General features: G+C 71.9%; 11 protein-coding genes. 6 read left to right on the top strand and 5 right to left on the bottom strand.

From position 1 onward, the window contains the following. Nucleotides 1-31: 31 nt before the first annotated feature. From HD596_RS38245 to HD596_RS38225, 5 genes are all read right to left on the bottom strand, one after another. Nucleotides 32-1,531: a sialidase family protein gene (locus tag HD596_RS38245; protein ID WP_185074343.1), complete on the bottom strand. Its 1,500-nt coding sequence runs from the start codon at nucleotides 1,529-1,531 to the stop codon at nucleotides 32-34. Nucleotides 1,532-1,597: 66 nt separating this feature from the next. Continuing rightward, complete coding sequence (locus HD596_RS38240; protein WP_185074342.1) at nucleotides 1,598-2,716, bottom strand: globin domain-containing protein; 1,119 nt, start codon at nucleotides 2,714-2,716, stop codon at nucleotides 1,598-1,600. A gap of 631 nt (nucleotides 2,717-3,347) precedes the next feature. Further along, nucleotides 3,348-4,082, bottom strand: coding sequence for an FAD-dependent thymidylate synthase (gene thyX / locus HD596_RS38235; protein ID WP_185074341.1), 735 nt, complete (start codon nucleotides 4,080-4,082; stop codon nucleotides 3,348-3,350). Between the two features lie 85 nt (nucleotides 4,083-4,167). Then, on the bottom strand, nucleotides 4,168-5,358 hold the full coding sequence (locus HD596_RS38230) for an amidohydrolase family protein (protein ID WP_185074340.1): 1,191 nt from the start codon (nucleotides 5,356-5,358) through the stop codon (nucleotides 4,168-4,170). 50 nt (nucleotides 5,359-5,408) lie between these two features. Beyond that, entirely contained in the window at nucleotides 5,409-7,535 is a 2,127-nt protein-coding gene (locus HD596_RS38225) for an anthranilate synthase component I (protein ID WP_185074339.1), read from the bottom strand. Nucleotides 7,536-7,792: 257 nt separating this feature from the next. Between HD596_RS38225 and HD596_RS38220 the strand changes: the two genes are divergently transcribed. From HD596_RS38220 to HD596_RS38195, 6 genes are all read left to right on the top strand, one after another. Continuing rightward, nucleotides 7,793-8,983: a cytochrome P450 gene (locus HD596_RS38220; protein ID WP_185074338.1), complete on the top strand. Its 1,191-nt coding sequence runs from the start codon at nucleotides 7,793-7,795 to the stop codon at nucleotides 8,981-8,983. Next, nucleotides 8,980-9,810: an oxidoreductase gene (locus tag HD596_RS38215; protein ID WP_185074337.1), complete on the top strand. Its 831-nt coding sequence runs from the start codon at nucleotides 8,980-8,982 to the stop codon at nucleotides 9,808-9,810. The genes HD596_RS38220 and HD596_RS38215 overlap by 4 nt, the downstream gene beginning before the upstream one ends. Next, on the top strand, nucleotides 9,807-10,430 hold the full coding sequence (locus tag HD596_RS38210; RefSeq protein WP_221519700.1) for a TetR/AcrR family transcriptional regulator: 624 nt from the start codon (nucleotides 9,807-9,809) through the stop codon (nucleotides 10,428-10,430). The genes HD596_RS38215 and HD596_RS38210 overlap by 4 nt, the downstream gene beginning before the upstream one ends. A gap of 129 nt (nucleotides 10,431-10,559) precedes the next feature. Then, the gene (locus HD596_RS38205; RefSeq protein WP_185074336.1) at nucleotides 10,560-14,081 is read left to right on the top strand and encodes an NIDO-like domain-containing protein; all 3,522 of its coding nucleotides are present in this window, start codon (nucleotides 10,560-10,562) and stop codon (nucleotides 14,079-14,081) included. Nucleotides 14,082-14,139: 58 nt separating this feature from the next. Then, on the top strand, nucleotides 14,140-15,726 hold the full coding sequence (locus tag HD596_RS38200; RefSeq protein WP_185074335.1) for a CocE/NonD family hydrolase: 1,587 nt from the start codon (nucleotides 14,140-14,142) through the stop codon (nucleotides 15,724-15,726). Then, nucleotides 15,708-16,652: a helix-turn-helix transcriptional regulator gene (locus tag HD596_RS38195; protein ID WP_185074334.1), complete on the top strand. Its 945-nt coding sequence runs from the start codon at nucleotides 15,708-15,710 to the stop codon at nucleotides 16,650-16,652. The genes HD596_RS38200 and HD596_RS38195 overlap by 19 nt, the downstream gene beginning before the upstream one ends. Nucleotides 16,653-16,676 lie beyond the last annotated feature (24 nt).

The raw sequence follows: 16,676 nt of genomic DNA, 5'->3' as shown, positions 1-16,676 counted from the left end.
GCCGGACGCCTCAACGAGCGGGCCGGGCGCTTCAGCGGGCGGGGGTGGGTGGGCCGGGGATTTCCTCGCCGGCGGCGATCGGCGCCTCGATGGCGAGCGTGGGGCGGCCGCCGCCGGTGATCGGCAGCCCGCCCGTGACGGTGTAGGTGCGCATGTCGAACGCCCCGTGCGCCGGTGCCGCCGCGGCGGTGAAGGCCACATGGGCGTTGCCGCCGGGGACGACCGAGGTGGAGATGTAGTCGCCCGCCATGCGGCCCTGTGCGGAGCCGGCGAGCCAGCCGAGCTCCATCGGCCCGTGCAGCTCGACGGGGGCCGACCAGCTCGCGCCGCCGTTGGTGGAGGAGGTGTAGCCGACCGTGAGGCGGCAGGTGGCGGCCGTGCAGGCGGCGGTCGGGTAGCGGTAGTAGGCGAGCGCCAGCCTGGCCGTCTCGCCCGCGCCTGCGGGGTCGACGCCGAGGCCGGGGATGAAGTGGTCGCCGCCGTCGTCCGTGACGCGCAGGATGTGGCTCCACTCCGCGCCGGTGGCCGAGGTGCTCATGACGATGTCGTTGCCGCCGCAGCTGAGCTGGAAGCGGCAGTCGGACCAGGCGACGTACACGGTGCCGGCGGCGTCCACCTCCGCCGAGGGCAGCGGCGCGGCCCGCAGCCCGCCCGCGACCCTGTGCCGCTGCACGGTGGCGACGAGCACGCTGCGGCCCCAGCTCTCACCGCCGTCGCGGGAGCGCAGGGAGCGGATCTGCCCCTCGTTGCTCAGGTACGGCACGACGAGGGCGCCGTCCTGCCGCACGACCGGCTGCCCGCCCTGCCCACTCGCGGATGTGCCGGTCCCGGCCACGCCCTCTCCGCTCGTGGAGGTGCGGGTCCCGGCCACGTCCTGTCCGCTCGCGGACGGGTCGGTCTGGGACCAGGTCAGGCCGCCGTCGGAGGAGCGGGCCACCTTGATCGCGTTGCCCGCCGTGACGTCGTCGTAGACCGCGTAGCAGCGGCCGTAGTACGGGCTGCGGACGCCGTTGTCGCAGACGACCCAGCTCTTGTCCAGGTCGCCCCCGCCCGCGACGGCGGTCGTGACGGGATCGCCCCAGGTCAGGCCGCCGTCGGTGGAGCGGCTGGTGAGTACCGCCGCCCCCTTGACCCCGTCCTCGTCGGTGAGGGCCAGCGAGGAGATCAGCCAGACGCCGTGCCGGGCGTCGTAGGCCACCGACGGGTCGCTGACCCGCCCGTACGCACCGCCGCCGGACGTGGTGAGCCCCGGCAGCACGCCCCTGGCCCAGGTCGCGCCGTTGTCGGGCGAGGTCGCGTACGCGATGCCGGACGCCCCGCCGTCGAAGAACCTGCCGATCTGCTGGGCGGCCACGACCGTCGTGCCCGCGTGGAAGGTGTCAGGACCAGCCTGAGTGCCCGTGCGGGCGCCGGTGCCCAGCTCGGTCAGCGGGACGGCCGCCTCCGACGACGCCAGGGCGGGCAGCGGGGCCAGGAGGAGCACCAGGGTCAGCAGCCCGCCGATTCCTCGGCGCCTGGCGGGGGATGGCACAGTCCACCTCCACGTTGGCGTGTCATCCTCCACCTCGCACCTTTCGACCCGAAGTGTCAAGATCTGTCAGCGTTCGGCCTGGACGATGTCCCGGTGGATGCGCGACAGGGGCACGCCGTCGATCTGGAGGCGGCGTACGGTCTCGTTGACCATGCCGGGCGGGCCGCACACGTACACGTCGTGCTCGGCCCAGGAGTGGAAGCGCTGCACGACCTCGGGCAGGTGGCCGCGCATCCCGTCGTAGCCGGGCTGGCCGGACACCACGGGCAGCACCCGCAGCCAGGGGAACGACGACTCCATCCTGATCAGGTCGGGCAGGTCGTAGAGCTCCTCGACCGTGCGCGCGCCGTACAGCAGGTGGATGTTGGGCCGGCGGCCCGAGGCGATGATGTGCTCGATGATCGCCTTCAGCGGGGCCAGGCCGGTGCCGCCCGCCACGCACAGCACGTCGCGCAGGCTGCTCTCGCACGGCGCCATCGTCCCCATCGGCGGGCCCAGCAGGAGCGTGTCGCCGATGCGGGTGTGCCTGATGAGCGTGGTGGACACCCAGCCGCCGGGGACCGAGCGGACGTGCAGCCTGAGCGTGTTGTCGGCGCGCGGCGCGTTCGCGATGGAGAACGTGCGCCAGACGCGCGGCCAGCGCGCGGTCTGCACGTTGACGTACTGGCCCGGCGTGTACGGCAGCCGCTCCACCGGCCGCAACGTGAGGACCGCGATGTCGCGGTGGCGCAGCTCATGGTCGATGACCTCGGCCGGCCACCAGGCGGGCGAGACCCCGGAGTCGGACTCGGCCGACTCGATCATGAGATTGGCGGCCGCCGTGTAGGCGGCGACCCAGGCGGCCTCAATCTCGTGGTTCCAGATCTCGGCGGCGAAGCGGCGGATGGTGGCGAGCAGGGCGTTGCCGACGGCTGTGTAGTGCTCGGCGATCACGCCGTACTTGCGGTGGTCCCTCCCCAGCTGGCCCAGGTACGCCGCGAGGCTGTCCGGGCTGTCCAGGCTCCACACGATGCGCGTCAACGCGCTGAACAGGCGGTCCCGCTGGACGTCCATCGCGGGCGGGAACATGCCCCGCAGATGCGGGCTCTCGGCGAACAGCCGGCCGTAGAAGTAGGCCGTCGCCTTGTCGGCCACCGGTTCGATGACGGAGAAACTCTCTTTTACCAGGCGCGGATTCAACGACATTTACCAACCCCACCTATGGACCGGAATCGGGTTCCGGTCGTGTCGTTCACCTCCCTGACGGCTCCGGGTCTTGAGCGCGCGGCCCCTCCCCGGACAGCCGATGCGCTCAAAATTGAGTCTTACACCACTGATGACGCGTCACAACCGTTTCTCCTCAATACGGTGCGAAGCGAACCACCTCATCACTCTTTGGATGCGAATTTCGGACGGAAAATGCGAGGAAAAATCGTATTTGCCGGTGGAGTATCGCTCGGGTCATTCCCGTCCCGGTGCGAGGGGCGTACCATCCCGCCATGGCAGTCCTCCATCCCCGGCGCGTGGCCTGGGAAGGCGCCCGGACCTTCGTCTCCGCGGCGAACACGGACGCCTACTGGTGGCTCAGCGACACCGTCGGCCACCACCTGGGGCGCATGTACCAGTTGCGGCTGAGCGAGACGCGCAGGCGGCTGCAGGCGGCTGCAGGCGGCCACGGAGGCGGCCACGGCGGCAGCCACGGCGGCGGACGCGATCTACGCCGAGGCGGGCGCGTGGCGGGCCCGCCTGGACGAACTCCTCGACGCCCACCCCGCGACCGCGTCGATCCTCGCTCAGCTGATCAGCGAGACCACGTCCCGCCTGCCCTGAGCCGAGGTCAGGGGCAGACCCGCCCGTTGGCCTCGAACGCCGCGTGGGTCAGCGGCATGAGCTCCGCCCACAGGGCCTCCATCTTCTCGGCGACCATCTCGATCTCACGCTGCGGGAACGACGGGAACGTGGAGTCCTCGCGCTTGACCCGCAGCGACAGGAAGTTCATCAGGGCGCGGGCGTTGCAGGTGGCGTACATCGAGGAGTAGAGGCCCACCGGCAGCACCGTACGGGCCACCTCGCGCGCCACCCCCGCCTCCAGCATTTCCAGATAGGCCTGATAGGACTGCCGGTAGCTTTCCTGGGTCGCCTCGGTCACCAGCTTGTGCTGCTCGGCGGTGCCGTCCAGGAACACGTACTTGCCGGGCTTTCCTTCCTGCACCAGCTTCCGGTCGGGCCCGGGCACGTAGAAAACCGGCGTCAACTTCCGGTACCTGCCGGACTCCTCGTTATAGGAAAAGGTCCGGTGCCGCATGAATTCGCGGAAAACGAAGATCGGGGCGCTGACGTAGAAGGTCATGGAAGAGTGCTCGAAAGGCGTGCCGTGCCTGTCGCGCATCAGGTAGTTGATGAGGCCCTTGGAACGCTGGGGATCGGCTTCGATCTCCTCCAGAGAGCTCTCACCCTTCGTGGAGACGCGCGCGGCCCACAGCACGTCGGCGTCCGACGCGGCGGCCTTCACCAGCTCCACGTCCACGTCGCTGCGGAACGTGATCTCGGCCTCGGGTTCGACAGTTCCCACGGAGAGCCCCCTGCTCAGGTCGGGTGTTGTGACGGCCCCCAGCAAACCAGGTCGAGGCCGCCGGGCGCGAGTCGCCCCCCGGGAGTCAGAGGCGGTAGACGCGCCGGGCGTTCCCCGAGCCGATCATGTGGGCGATCCGGGCGGCGTCCGCGGCGCTCCACTCCCCCGCCGCCAGGCGCGACCCGAGCGCCGCGCCGAGCGCCTGCCGGTAGTAGAGCGCGCCCAGGTAGCACGTCTCGGCCACGCCGTGGCAGCCGGAGCTGAACAGCAGCTTGTGGAACGGCGCCAGCTCCAGCAGCTCCTCCACGACCCTGGCCGAGGCGGCGGCGGTGTGCGGGAGCGCGAGGCCGACGTCCACGTAGACGTGCGGGTGGACGCCGGCGAGGTAGGCGGCCTGGCGGTGGTACGGGTAGCAGTGCAGCAGGATGAGCGGCACGCCGGCCGGCTGCAGCATCCTGGCGAACGCGCCCAGCCGGCCCGGGTCGGTGCGGTGCAGGTCGGGCCCCGAGCCGCCGAAACCGGTGTGGAACTGCACGGGCAGCCCCCGCTCCCTGGCCACGTCGATCGCGCTCCAGAGCAGGTGGCGCAGCAGGACCTCGTCCGTCAGCGGCTGCTTGGGGTCCGCCAGCCGCCGGTTGGCCGCCGCGATCACCGCTCCCCTGGTGGGCCTGGCCGGGTCGAAGTCGAGGCCGTACAGCGACGCGATGACGGTCTTCAGCCCGACCGCCCGGGCGGCCCTGGCGGTCAGCTGCTCGCCGACGCCGTCCAGGTAGTCCACGGCCAGCGGCGCGTCCTCGGCCACGTCCCGCTCGATCTGCTCGATCCGTACGAGCTCGTCGGCGGCGGCCCCGCCGTGGCGGCCCATCTCGGTGGCGGTCAGCAGGTCGATGTCCGCCCTGCTCATATCTGCCGGGCTCATATCTGCCGGGCTCATGCTCGCCGGCGCGGTGTCCACCAGGAACGCCACCACCCCGGCCCCGGCCAGCAGCCGCCGGTTGACCTCGGGCGCGCCCAGCTCCTCCCGGCGCGAGACGTAGACGGCCGGCGGGGTGTGCGGCTCCAGGTCGAGCAGCGGCGCGCACCAGCGGCGCACGGCCACCCCGAGCGGCGCGTCGAAGTGGGTGGTGCCGGGCGGCGCCGGGCTGCCGCCGTCGTTGATGAGCAGCTCGAACTCGGCTCTGCTCAGGTCGTCGCGCCGCACCCCGTGACAGTGGTGGTCGACGAGCGGGGCGAGCAGCGCGTCACGCACCGTGCCGGGCAGGTCTACGGGGAGCATGCGGAGACTCTAGGGGAGCTCCGCACGCTCCCGCGGCGGTTTTACCGTAGTTATCTGCGGGACAGGCGCAGCACGTTAGCGATGATCTTCGCGCCCGCGCCGCCCTCCTGCGTGAGGATCGACTCGGGGTGGAACTGCACGGCGAAGCGGCGCCGCTCGACGTCCTCGATCGCCATGACGTTGCCGTCGGGCGTGAGCGCGGTCGCGGCGAAGCCGACGACGCCGGGCTGCTTGGCGTGCAGCGAGTGGTAGCGGGCCGCGGTGAACTCGTCGGGCAGCCCCTCCAGCAGCGCGCTGTCGGCGATCCGCGAGACCTGGCCGCGCTTGCCGTGCTCGGGGTAGCCGAGCAGCTCCAGCGTGCCCCCGGCCTGCTCGACCATGGCCTGCAGGCCCAGGCAGACGCCGAAGACCGGCAGGTCGCGGGCGTAGATCTGGTCGATCAGCGCCGACATGCCGAAGTCGGACGGCCAGCCGGGCCCCGGCGAGAGCACCACCAGGTCGGGCGCGATGTCGTCGATCATGTGGTTCGGGAAGCCGTGGCGCAGCGTCACCACGTCGGCGCCTTCCTGGCGGAAGTAGTCGGCCAGCGTGTTGACGAAGGAGTCCTCGTGGTCGACGAGCAGCACCTTCATGCCCTGGCCCGGCTGCGGCCTGGGCTCGGGGACCGGGACGGTGCCCGGCCGGTTGACCGCGGCCAGGGCGCCGAGCAGGGCGCTGGCCTTGAGCTCGGTCTCGCGCTCCTCCGACTCGGGGTCGGAGTCGAACAGCAGCGTCGCCCCGGCCCTGACCGTCGCCACGCCGTTCTTGATCTGGGCGGTACGCAGGGTCAGGCCGGTGTTCATGGAGCCGTCGAAGCCGATGAAGCCGATGGCGCCGCCGTACCACCTGCGGGTCGTGGCCTCGTGGTCCTCGATGAACTGCATGGCCCACGTCTTGGGCGCGCCGGTGACCGTCACGGCCCACATGTGGGTGAGGAACGCGTCGAGCGCGTCGAACTCCGGCCGCAGCCGCCCCTCGATGTGGTCGACCGTGTGGATCAGGCGGGAGTAGAGCTCGATCTGGCGGCGCCCGATGACCTTGACCGTGCCCGGGACGCAGATGCGCGACTTGTCGTTGCGGTCGACGTCGGTGCACATGGTCAGCTCCGACTCCTCCTTGACGCTGGACAGGAGGGTGCGGATGGCCTCGGCGTCCTCGACCGGGTTGCTGCCGCGGGCGATGGTGCCGGAGATGGGGCAGGTCTCGACGCGGTCGCCGCTGACCCGGACGTACATCTCGGGCGAGGCGCCGACCAGGTGCTCGCCCTCGCCGAGGCTGATGATGAACTCGTACGGCGCCGGGTTGCTCTGGCGCAGGCTGCGGTAGAAGGCCGACGGGTCGGCGCAGGCGGCGTGGAAGACCTGGCCGGGCACGACCTCGAACAGGTCGCCGCGCTTGAACCGCTCCTTGGCGGCCGCCACGACCTTGGCGTAGGTGCCCTTCACGGGGTTGTCGGGCAGCTCGCCGGGGGTGACGGGCTCGGCGGTGGCGCCGGTGCGCTCCAGGCCGCGGGTGGTGGCGCCGTCGACGGTGAACTCGTAGCGGTATTCGATGCTGGACTCGCGCTGCCGGTCGATCACGACGATGCGGTCGGGCAGGTGGAGGACGAGGTCTCGCTGGTCGTCGGGGCGGACGAGCTCCTGCCTGATGGGCTCGAACTGGAAGGCCAGGTCGTAGCCGAACGCGCCGTACAGGCCGAGGTGCGCGTCGTCGCCCTTGAAGGCGGCGATGACCTCGCGGATCGCGGTGAACACGGTGGGCCGGCGGCTGCGCATCTCCTCCGGCAGCAGGTCCTCCGACTCGGGGACGTAGACCTCGACGTGGTCCGGCGTCGGCTCGGCGACCGGCTTGCCGGCGGCCAGCAGGCAGGAGGCGACGGCGGGCAGCACGACCCTGCCGCGCTCGTTCAGCGCGGTCGCCGAGATGACGCGGCCCTTGGCGACCAGCTCCAGGCACGGGTCGACGTAGCCGAAGGCCCATCGGCTGTAACGGCCCGGGTAGTCCATGCCCGAGGAGAACGCGCCACCGCGCCTGTGCCCGAGCGCGGTCACGATCTCTTCGAGTGCGGCCTCGTCCACCTCGCGCGCCTCGCGCTCGACACCGATGCCCCCGGCGGTGGTATATCCGCTCGTCTCCACTTCCTGCCCCTTTACCACGTCAAATGATCGAGCCCCGGGGGCGGACACGCGAAAGGCCGCCATCCGGGGCGGCCGTCCGTTGAGGAATGCGAAACACGCGCCGCCTAGGAGCGGCGCCACCTCTGGAGCTGAGCGTGACTTCGCATGCGAACAGGTTAACCGGCGGACCATGATCGCGCAACGCCGACCCACCCCCCGAGTGCGGGAGTTTGAATACAGACCTGTACTGTATTCATGTGATCGAGAGGAGACCCAGGATGTCCGAGATCGAGGCGATCACCCTCCCCACCGCGCGGCCGAACCCGTTCGACCCTCCCGACGGCCTCGCCGAGCTGCGCGCCAGCGCCCCCATCACCCGCCTGGCCTACCCGGACGGCCACCTGGGCTGGCTGGTTACCAGCCACGCGCTCGTGCGCGAGGTGCTGGCCGACCGCCGCTTCAGCGCGCGCTCCGAGCTGCGGCACGTCCCCATCGAGAGCACGAGCCCGGGCCGGCCGAGCCCGCCCGGGATGTTCATCGGGATGGACCCGCCCGAGCAGACCCGCTACCGCCACCTGCTCACCGGCGAGTTCACGGTGCGCAGGATGCGGCTGCTGGCCGAGCGCATCGAGGAGATCACCGAGCACCGGCTCGACCTCATGGAGCGGCAGGGACCGCCGGCCGATCTGGTGGAGGCGTTCGCGGCGCCCGTTCCGGCGGTGGTGATCTGCGAGCTGCTCGGCGTTCCCGGAGAGGAGAGGGCGGACTTCATGGCCGAGGCCGCCGCCCTCGGGCGGCCGGACGCCACGCAGGAGCAGAAGATCTCCACTTTCCTGTCGATGCAGGCGCGCATGCGCGACCTCGTCGTGGCCAAGCGGGCCGAGCCCACCGACGACATGCTCAGCGGCCTGACCAGGAGCGACCTCACCGACGAGGAGCTGGCCAACATCGGCTTCATGCTCCTGGGGGCCGGGCTCGACACCACCGCCAACATGCTCGCCCTGGGGACGTTCGCGCTGCTGCGCCACCCCGGCCAGCTGGCGATCCTGCGCGAGGAGCCCGGCCGGGTGGACCAGGTGGTGGAGGAGCTGCTGCGCTACCTCACGATCATCCCCTTCCTGGTTCGTACCGCGCTGGAGGACGTCGAGCTGGGCGGCGAGCTGGTCAGGGCCAGCGAGACGGTCACGATCTCGACCCCGGCCGCCAACCGCGACCCGGACCGCTTCCCCGACCCCGACGCCCTCGACCTGCGCCGCGACACCAGCGGGCACGTGGGCTTCGGCCACGGCGTGCACCAGTGCCTGGGCCAGCAGCTGGCCAGGGTGGAGATGCGGGCCGGCTATCCGGCGCTGTTCAGGCGCTTCCCGTCGCTGCGGCTGGCGGTCGAGCCGGAGCAGGTGCCGCTCCGTACCGACATGCTCATCTACGGGGTCCACAGCCTCCCGGTGACCTGGGACGGGCAGGGATGAGCGGCGTCAAGGGCAGGGTCTGCCTCGTCACCGGCGCGTCGTCCGGCATCGGCCGCGCCACCGCGCTGGAGCTGCTGCGCGCCGGCCACACCGTCTACGGCCTGGCGCGCCGCGTGGAGCGGATGGACGTGCTCCGCGACGCCGGCGGCCACGCGATCGGCGCGGACGTGACCAGCGACGCCGACCTGCAGCGGGCCGTGCGGACGGTCGTCGACGCGCAGGGGCGCATCGACGTGCTGGTGAACAACGCGGGCACGTCCGTGTACGGCGCCGCCGAGGACGTGCCGATGGAGCGGGCGCGGCAGGTGTTCGAGGTCAACCTGTTCGGCCTGGCCCGGCTGACCCAGCTCGTCCTGCCGCACATGCGCGAGCGCCGCTCCGGCACGATCGTCAACGTCTCCTCGATCGGCGGCGAGATCGCCCTGCCGCTGGGCGCCTGGTACCACGCCTCCAAGCACGCGCTGGAGGGGTATTCCGACTCGCTCCGGGAGGAGGTGGGGCGGTTCGGGGTGCGGGTCGTGGTGGTGCAGCCCGGGATCATCAAAACCGAGTTCGGCGACGACACGCCGCGCGAGCTGCGGGAGATCTCGGGGCACGGGGCGTACGCGGACGACGCCGAGTGGATGGCGCGGCGGGCCGAGGCGGGGTTCGGGCCGGGCAGCAGGGCGTCGGACCCGCGCGTGGTGGGCCGGGCCGTCCTGCGGATCGTGGCCGCGCGCGACCCGAAGCCCCGCTACGCCGTCGGCTACCTGGCCGGGCTGCTGCTGTGGGTCAATAGACTCCTGCCGGACCGCCTCTACGACAAGATGGTGACCCGCCGCGCATGATGACCACCGACGACCTCGGCACGACCGGCACGCGAGCCGCGCGACCGGCCGGACGGCCGCGCAACCAGGAGGCCGACACGGCCATCCTGGCGGCCGCGCTCGACCTGCTCATCGAGTACGGCGCCCAGCAGACCAGCATCGAGCAGGTCGCCAAGCGGGCCGGCGTGACCAGGGCGACGGTCTACCGCAGGTACGCCGACAAGACGGCGCTGCTGGTGCGCACCCTGCAGTGGGCGCTGCACGACAACGACCCGGCGTTCACCGGCTGGCGCGACCTGGACCACATGTTCGAGGAATGGGCGCTGCACCTCGCCGAGCCGCGCAACCGGGTGCTGCTGCGGCGGGTCTTCGGCACGGTCGACGACTATCCCGAGCTGGTGCGGACGTACCGGGAGACCAACGGCGGGCGGCGGGCGGCGGTGGTGCGCGAGGCGCTGGCCGCGGCCCGCGAGCGCGGGGAGCTGCCCTCCGGGCTCGACGTGGACGTGGTGCAGGAGCTGCTGAGCAGCGCGGTGACGGGCCATCTGATCGGCCGTCCCGACGACGAGGGCGCCGAGGAGATCAAGGCGTACTTCCTTGCGATCATGCGGCAGGTCGGTTACCGGCGACAAACCAGCTGACCAGATTACATTTCAGGCAGTCACGTTACATTTCGCGACACCTCTTGCTTTCCCGACACGATCTCTTCACGCTTCTCGACAGAGGCGTAAAGATCACCTCTTGTCTCGAGGGACTCGAAGGAGAGTCGCGTGCTCAACACCCCCCGCTGGCGTGCGGTCCTGGCCGGGATCGCCGTCGTCGCAGGCTTATGCGTCCCGCAGGCCCCGGCGCTGGCCGCGCCGGAGCCTGCGAAGATCGACGCTGCCGTCCAGGCGCAGCTCGACAAGGACGACAAGGCCACCTTCTGGGTCCGGATGAAAGGGGCGGCCGACCTGAGCGGCGCCCGCCGGGCCGTCGCCAAGGACACGAAGGCCGAGCTGGTCTTCGAGGCCAAGACCGAGCGGGCCGCCGCCTCCCAGGCGGGCCTGCGCAAGCTGCTCGACTCCCGCCACACCGACTACACGCCGTACTGGATCGTCAACGCCGTACGGGTGACCGCCGACGCGAAGCTCGCGGGCGAGATCGCCAAGCTGGCCGAGGTCGAGAGCATCCGGCCGGTCCGCACCGTCAAGCTGCCGGACCCGACGCCCGGCAAGGCCGAGGCGAAGGTCAAGGTCGCGGACTCGGCGACATCAGAAGTCGCGGTCGAGTGGAACATCGACCGGGTCAACGCCCCGCGCGTCTGGAGCGAGCTGGGCAACCGCGGCGAGGGCATCGTGATCGCCCACATCGACTCCGGCGCCCAGTTCGACCACCCCGACCTGGTCCAGAGCTACCGGGGCAGGAACCAGGACGGCACGTTCACGCACGACTACAACTGGTTCGACCCGGCGCATGTCTGCCCGACGGCCGCGCCGTGCGACAACAACGGCCACGGCACGCACACCATGGGCACGATGGTCGGCGCGAACGGCATCGGCGTCGCGCCCGGCGCCAAGTGGATCGCCGCCAAGGGCTGCGAGGTCAACACCTGCACCGACGCCTCCCTGCTGGCGGCCGGGCAGTGGGTGCTGGCGCCGACCGACCTGAACGGCCAGAACCCGCGGCCCGACCTGGCCCCCGACATCGTCAACAACTCCTGGGGCGGCGACGGCTACGACCCCTGGTACAAGGAGACGGTCGAGGCGTGGGTCGCGGCCGGGATCTTCCCGGCGTTCGCCAACGGCAACGAGGGCCCCGCCTGCCGCACCAGCGGCTCGCCCGGCCAGTACGTCGAGAGCTACAGCGCGGGCGGCTTCGACATCAACAACGCGCTGTACAACCGCTCCAGCAAGGGCGAGGGCGAGAACGGCGAGATCAAGCCGAACATCGCGGCCCCGGCCGTCAACGTGCGCTCCTCGACCCCGGGCAACACCTACAGCAGCTTCACCGGCACCTCGATGGCCTCGCCGCACGTGGCGGCCACGGTCGCGCTGATCTGGTCGGGCTCGCCCGGCCTGCAGGGCAAGGTGGCGGCCACCCGGCCGCTGCTCGACAGCACCGCCGTCGACGTCAGCGACACCAGCTGCGGCGGCACCGCGGCCGACAACAACGTCTGGGGCGAGGGCCGGCTCGACACCTACGCCGCCGTGCAGGCCGCGCCGCACGACGACCTCGGCGACCTGCGCGGCACCGTCACCTCGGCCGGCGCGCCCGTGGCGGGCGTGACGATCACGGTCTCGGGGCCGCTGAGCCGCACGGTGACGACCGGCCAGGACGGCACGTACGCCGTGCCGCGCCTGCTGCCGGGCGACTACCAGGTCAGCGCGGAGAAGTTCGGCTACGAGAAGGCGGGCGCGACGGCCACGATCGCGGCCGGGCAGGCCGCGACCGCGGACGTGTCCATGACCAGGCTGCAGTCCGGCGTGGTGTCCGGCACGGTCAGCACCGCGGGCGCGCCGGAGGCGGGCGCGACGGTGGAGGCCACCGGCACGCCGGTGAGCGCCGTGACCGACGCCTCGGGCCGCTACAGCCTGACGCTGCCGCAGGGCGACTACGAGCTGAAGGTCACGCCGGTGTCCCGCTGCTCCAGCGGCACGACGGCGTCCGTCTCGGTGGCCGGTGAGGTGACCAAGGACATCGAGCTGCCGCTGCGCGGCGACAACTTCGGCTACACCTGCAAGAGCGGCGCCCAGGCGTACGTGGCGGGCACCGAGAAGCTGGCGCTGAGCGGCGACGACGAGGCCGTGCAGGTGACGCTGCCGTTCCAGGTGCCCTTCTACGGCACGGGGTACGGCAAGGCGTGGATCGGCACGAACGGGTACGTCTCGTTCGCCACCGACCGGGTCACCACCGGCAGCAACGGCCGGCTGCCGACCACGACCACGCCCAACAACGCGGTCTACCCGTACTGGGACGACCTCATCATGGACGCCCAGGCCGGGGTCTACACCGGGGTGACGGGCACGGCGCCGCACCGGACGTTCGTGGTGGAGTGGCGCAACGCCGCCTTCTACAACGCCTCCGGCCTGCGGGTGTCGTTCTCGGCGCTGCTGGGCGAGGACGGCTCGATCGCCTTCCGGTACAAGGACATCGACAGCGAGCGCGAGCAGGGCTCCAGCGCCACCATCGGCATCGAGAACGCGGGCGGCACCGACGCCATGCTCTACTCCTACGAGGAGCCGGTGCTGTCCACGGGGCAGGGCCTGACGTTCACGGCCAGCCGGCACGGCCTGGTCATCGGCGCGGTCACCGACGCCAACGACGGCAGGCCGCTGGCCGGGGCGACGGTCAAGGTGGGCGACGTGGCCACGTTCACGACCGGCGAGGACGGCTCGTTCTACGGGCAGGTGCTGGCCGGTGACTACGACGTCGTGGTGTCCAAGGAGCACTACGGCACCTTCACCAAGGCCGTCACGGTCGCGCCCGCCACGGTGACGCGGATCGACACGGCGCTGGTCACCGGCCAGGTGAGCGCGTCGGCGGGCGAGCTGACCGTGGTGATGCCGGCCGGGTCCACCCGCACGAGGACGCTGGAGCTGACGAACCTGGGCTCGCCGACGCCGTACACGGTGGTCTCGGAGCCGTGGTTCGCCACGACGCCGGCCTCGGGCGAGCTGGCCAAGGGGCAGAAGGTGACGCTGAAGGCCACGCTCTCCAGCGCCGGCGTCGCGCCCGGCACGGTCAAGACCGGCACGCTGCTGGTCCGGTCGGCCAGCGGCCGGCAGCCGACCATCGAGATCAAGGTGTCGGTCGTGGTGCCGAAGCTGCAGGTCGCCATCGACACGGGCGCCACGAAGAACGTGGTCGACAGCGCCGGTGACACCTGGACGCCGGACAAGAAGTACGCCGCGGGGAGCTACGGCTACGTGGCCACCTCCACCGGCACGTCGAGCACGTCCAAGGCCATCGCGGGCACCGCCGACCAGGCGCTGTTCAGGACCGCCAGGGAGAAGATGCTGGAGTACCGCTTCGACAACGTGCCCGCCGGCACGTACACCGTCGAGCTGGACTTCGCCGATCTGAAGAGCACGCAGCCGGGCAAGCGGGTCTTCGACGTCCTCGTCGAGGGGCAGCTGGCGATCCCGGCGCTCGACCTGGCCCTGGAGGCGGGCACGTACACGGCGGTGAGCAGGCAGTACACGGTGAAGGTCACCGACGGCCAGCTCAACGTGCGCTTCGCCACCCGGCAGGGCGCCACGATCGTGAACGCCGTCCGCATCTCGGAGCGCCCGGACCGGGCGACCCCGTAGCGGCCCACGGGTGCCCCCGGGCTGTCACGGCCCGGGGGCATCTGTTACTGGTTAGTACATGAGACGCGTGCGGCTCCAGCGGGATCTTCCCGTTCCGATGCCCGACGGCGTGACACTCCTGGCCGACCATTACGCCCCGGCCGGAGGCGAGCGGGCCCCCGCCATCCTGATGCGCTCCCCGTACGGCCGGCGCGGCCTGTTCGGCTGGTACTTCGGCCGCGGCTTCGCGCGGCAGGGCTTCCACGTCGTCATCCAGAGCTGCCGTGGCGGCTTCGGCTCCGGCGGGCTGCTCGACCCGCTCGGCGACGAGCACGACGACGGCCTGGCCACCATCGCCTGGCTGCGCAAGCAGCCCTGGTACGGCGGCTCGTTCGCGATGTTCGGCCCCTCCTACCTCGGCTACACGCAGTGGGCCGTCGCGCCCTACGCCGGGCCCGAGCTGAAGGCCATGGCCACGCAGATCACCGCCTCCCAGTTCAGGGACGCGGCGTACGTGGGCGGCGCGTTCGCGCTGGAGTCGGCGCTGAGCTGGACCACGCTCACCGACGGCATGTCGCGCCGGTTCGGCGGCGCCGCCGTGCTGACCGCGCCCCGGCTGACCCGCAGGGCGGTCCTGTCGGGCCGCCCCGTGGCCGAGCTGGACCTGGCCTCGGCCGGGCGGCCGCTCCGGTTCTACCAGGACCTGCTCATGCACCACGCCCACCCGGACGTCCCCTACTGGGACAAACGTGACTTCTCGCCGAAGGTGGGCGAGGTGGACGCGGCCGTCACCATGCTGGGCGGCTGGTACGACGTCTTCCTGCCGTGGCAGCTCAAGGACTACACGGCGATGCGGGCCGCGGGGCGGCGGCCGTACCTGACGATCGGGCCCTGGTACCACATCGACACCCGGCATGGGCGGCCCGCCATGGCCGAGGCGCTGGCCTGGTTCCGCGCGCACCTGCTGGGCGACCGCTCCGGGCTGCGGCCCGACCCCGTACGCCTGTACGTGACGGGGGCCGAGCAGTGGCGCGACTTCCCCGACTGGCCGGTGCCGGGGATGCGGGAGCAGCGCTGGCACCTGCAGCACGGGTTCGGGCTGGGGACGGACGGGCCCCAGGACGCCCCGCCCGACCGGTTCCGCTACCACCCCTCCCATCCGACGCCGGTGATCGGCGGGCCGGTCCTGCTCGGCGACTCCCGGCCGCGCGATCAGCGGCGGCTGGAACAGCGGCGCGACGTGCTGGTGTACAGTTCGGCGGCACTGGAGTCGGACGTGGAGATGATCGGGCCGGTGCGGGGCGAGCTGTTCGTGCGATCGAGCACGCCGTACGTGGACGTGGTGGTGCGGGTGTGCGACGTGCACCCGGACGGGCGCTCGTTCAACGTGTGCGAGGGCGTGCGCCGCCTTACGGCGTCGGACTCCCTCGACGGGGTACGGCGGGTCTCCGTGGACCTGTGGCCGATCGCGCACCGGTTCGGGCGCGACCACCGGATCAGGGTCCACGTGGCGGCCGGGGCGTACCCGACGATCGCCCGCAACCCCGGCAACGGCGACCCCCTCGGCGGGGGCGACGGCGCGATGGTGCCCGCCGACGTCGAGGTGTTCCACTCCCCTGACCGTCCCTCCGCCGTGGTGCTGCCGCTGTGCGCGCCTCGCGGTTGATGTCGCTGGTCCTGCTGCTGCAGGGCCGGGGCGGGATGACGGCGGCGGAGCTGGCCAAGGAGCTGGAGGTCTCCGAGCGGACCGTGCACCGGGACGTGCTCGCGCTGTCGGAGGCGGGCGTGCCCGTCTACGCCGACCGGGGGCGGGGCGGCGGCTACCGGCTGCTGGACGGCTACCGGACGCGGCTGACCGGGCTGGACCGGGCCGAGGCGGAGGCTTTGTTCCTGTCGGGCGTGCCGGCGGCGCTGCGGGAGATGGGGCTGGAGGAGGTGGCGGCCACGGCCCGGCTGAAGGCCGCCGCCGCGCTCTCCCCCGCGCTGCGGGACGCGCCGGCCGTCGCGGCGCAGCGCTTCCACCTGGACGCGCCCGGCTGGTTCGCCGGCGACGTCCCGCCGCCGGAGGCGCTCGCTCCGCTGGCCAGGGCCGTGTGGAACGACCGCCGCGTCTCGGCCGTCTACAAGGGGAACGTGCGCACGCTGGAGCCTTACGGGCTGGTGCTCAAGGCGGGCGCCTGGTATCTGGCCGCGCGGCTCGGGACCCGGTTCCTGATCTTCCGGGTGCACCGGTTCGGCGCGGTGTCCGTGCTCGCCGAGCCGTTCGACCGGGAGCCCTCCTTCGACCTGGCCGCCTTCTGGGCGGAGCGGTCGGCGGAGTTCTCCCGGTCGCTGCTGCGGGACGTGGTCACGCTGCGGCTCAGCGAGCAGGGCGTGCGGATGCTGCGGCACATCGCCGACCCGGCCGCGCTCGACGACGCGCTCGCCTCGCTCCGGCCGGACGGGACGGTGCGGCTGGCGGTGGAGTCGGTGCCGGTGGCGTTCTCGCAGGTGCTGCGGTTCGGGCCGGAGGCGGAGGTGCTGGACCCGCCCGAGCTGCGGGAGCTGGTCGCCGACGCCGCCGCCCGCATGGCGGCCCTCTACCGGCCCTGAGCCAGGGCCGGGGAATGCGCGCGG

This window comes from Nonomuraea jabiensis, from assembly GCF_014204795.1.
Lineage (GTDB): Bacteria > Actinomycetota > Actinomycetes > Streptosporangiales > Streptosporangiaceae > Nonomuraea > Nonomuraea jabiensis.
The sequence above is the reverse complement of the archived record's forward strand: the minus strand, read 5'-3'. Positions and strand labels throughout refer to the sequence as shown.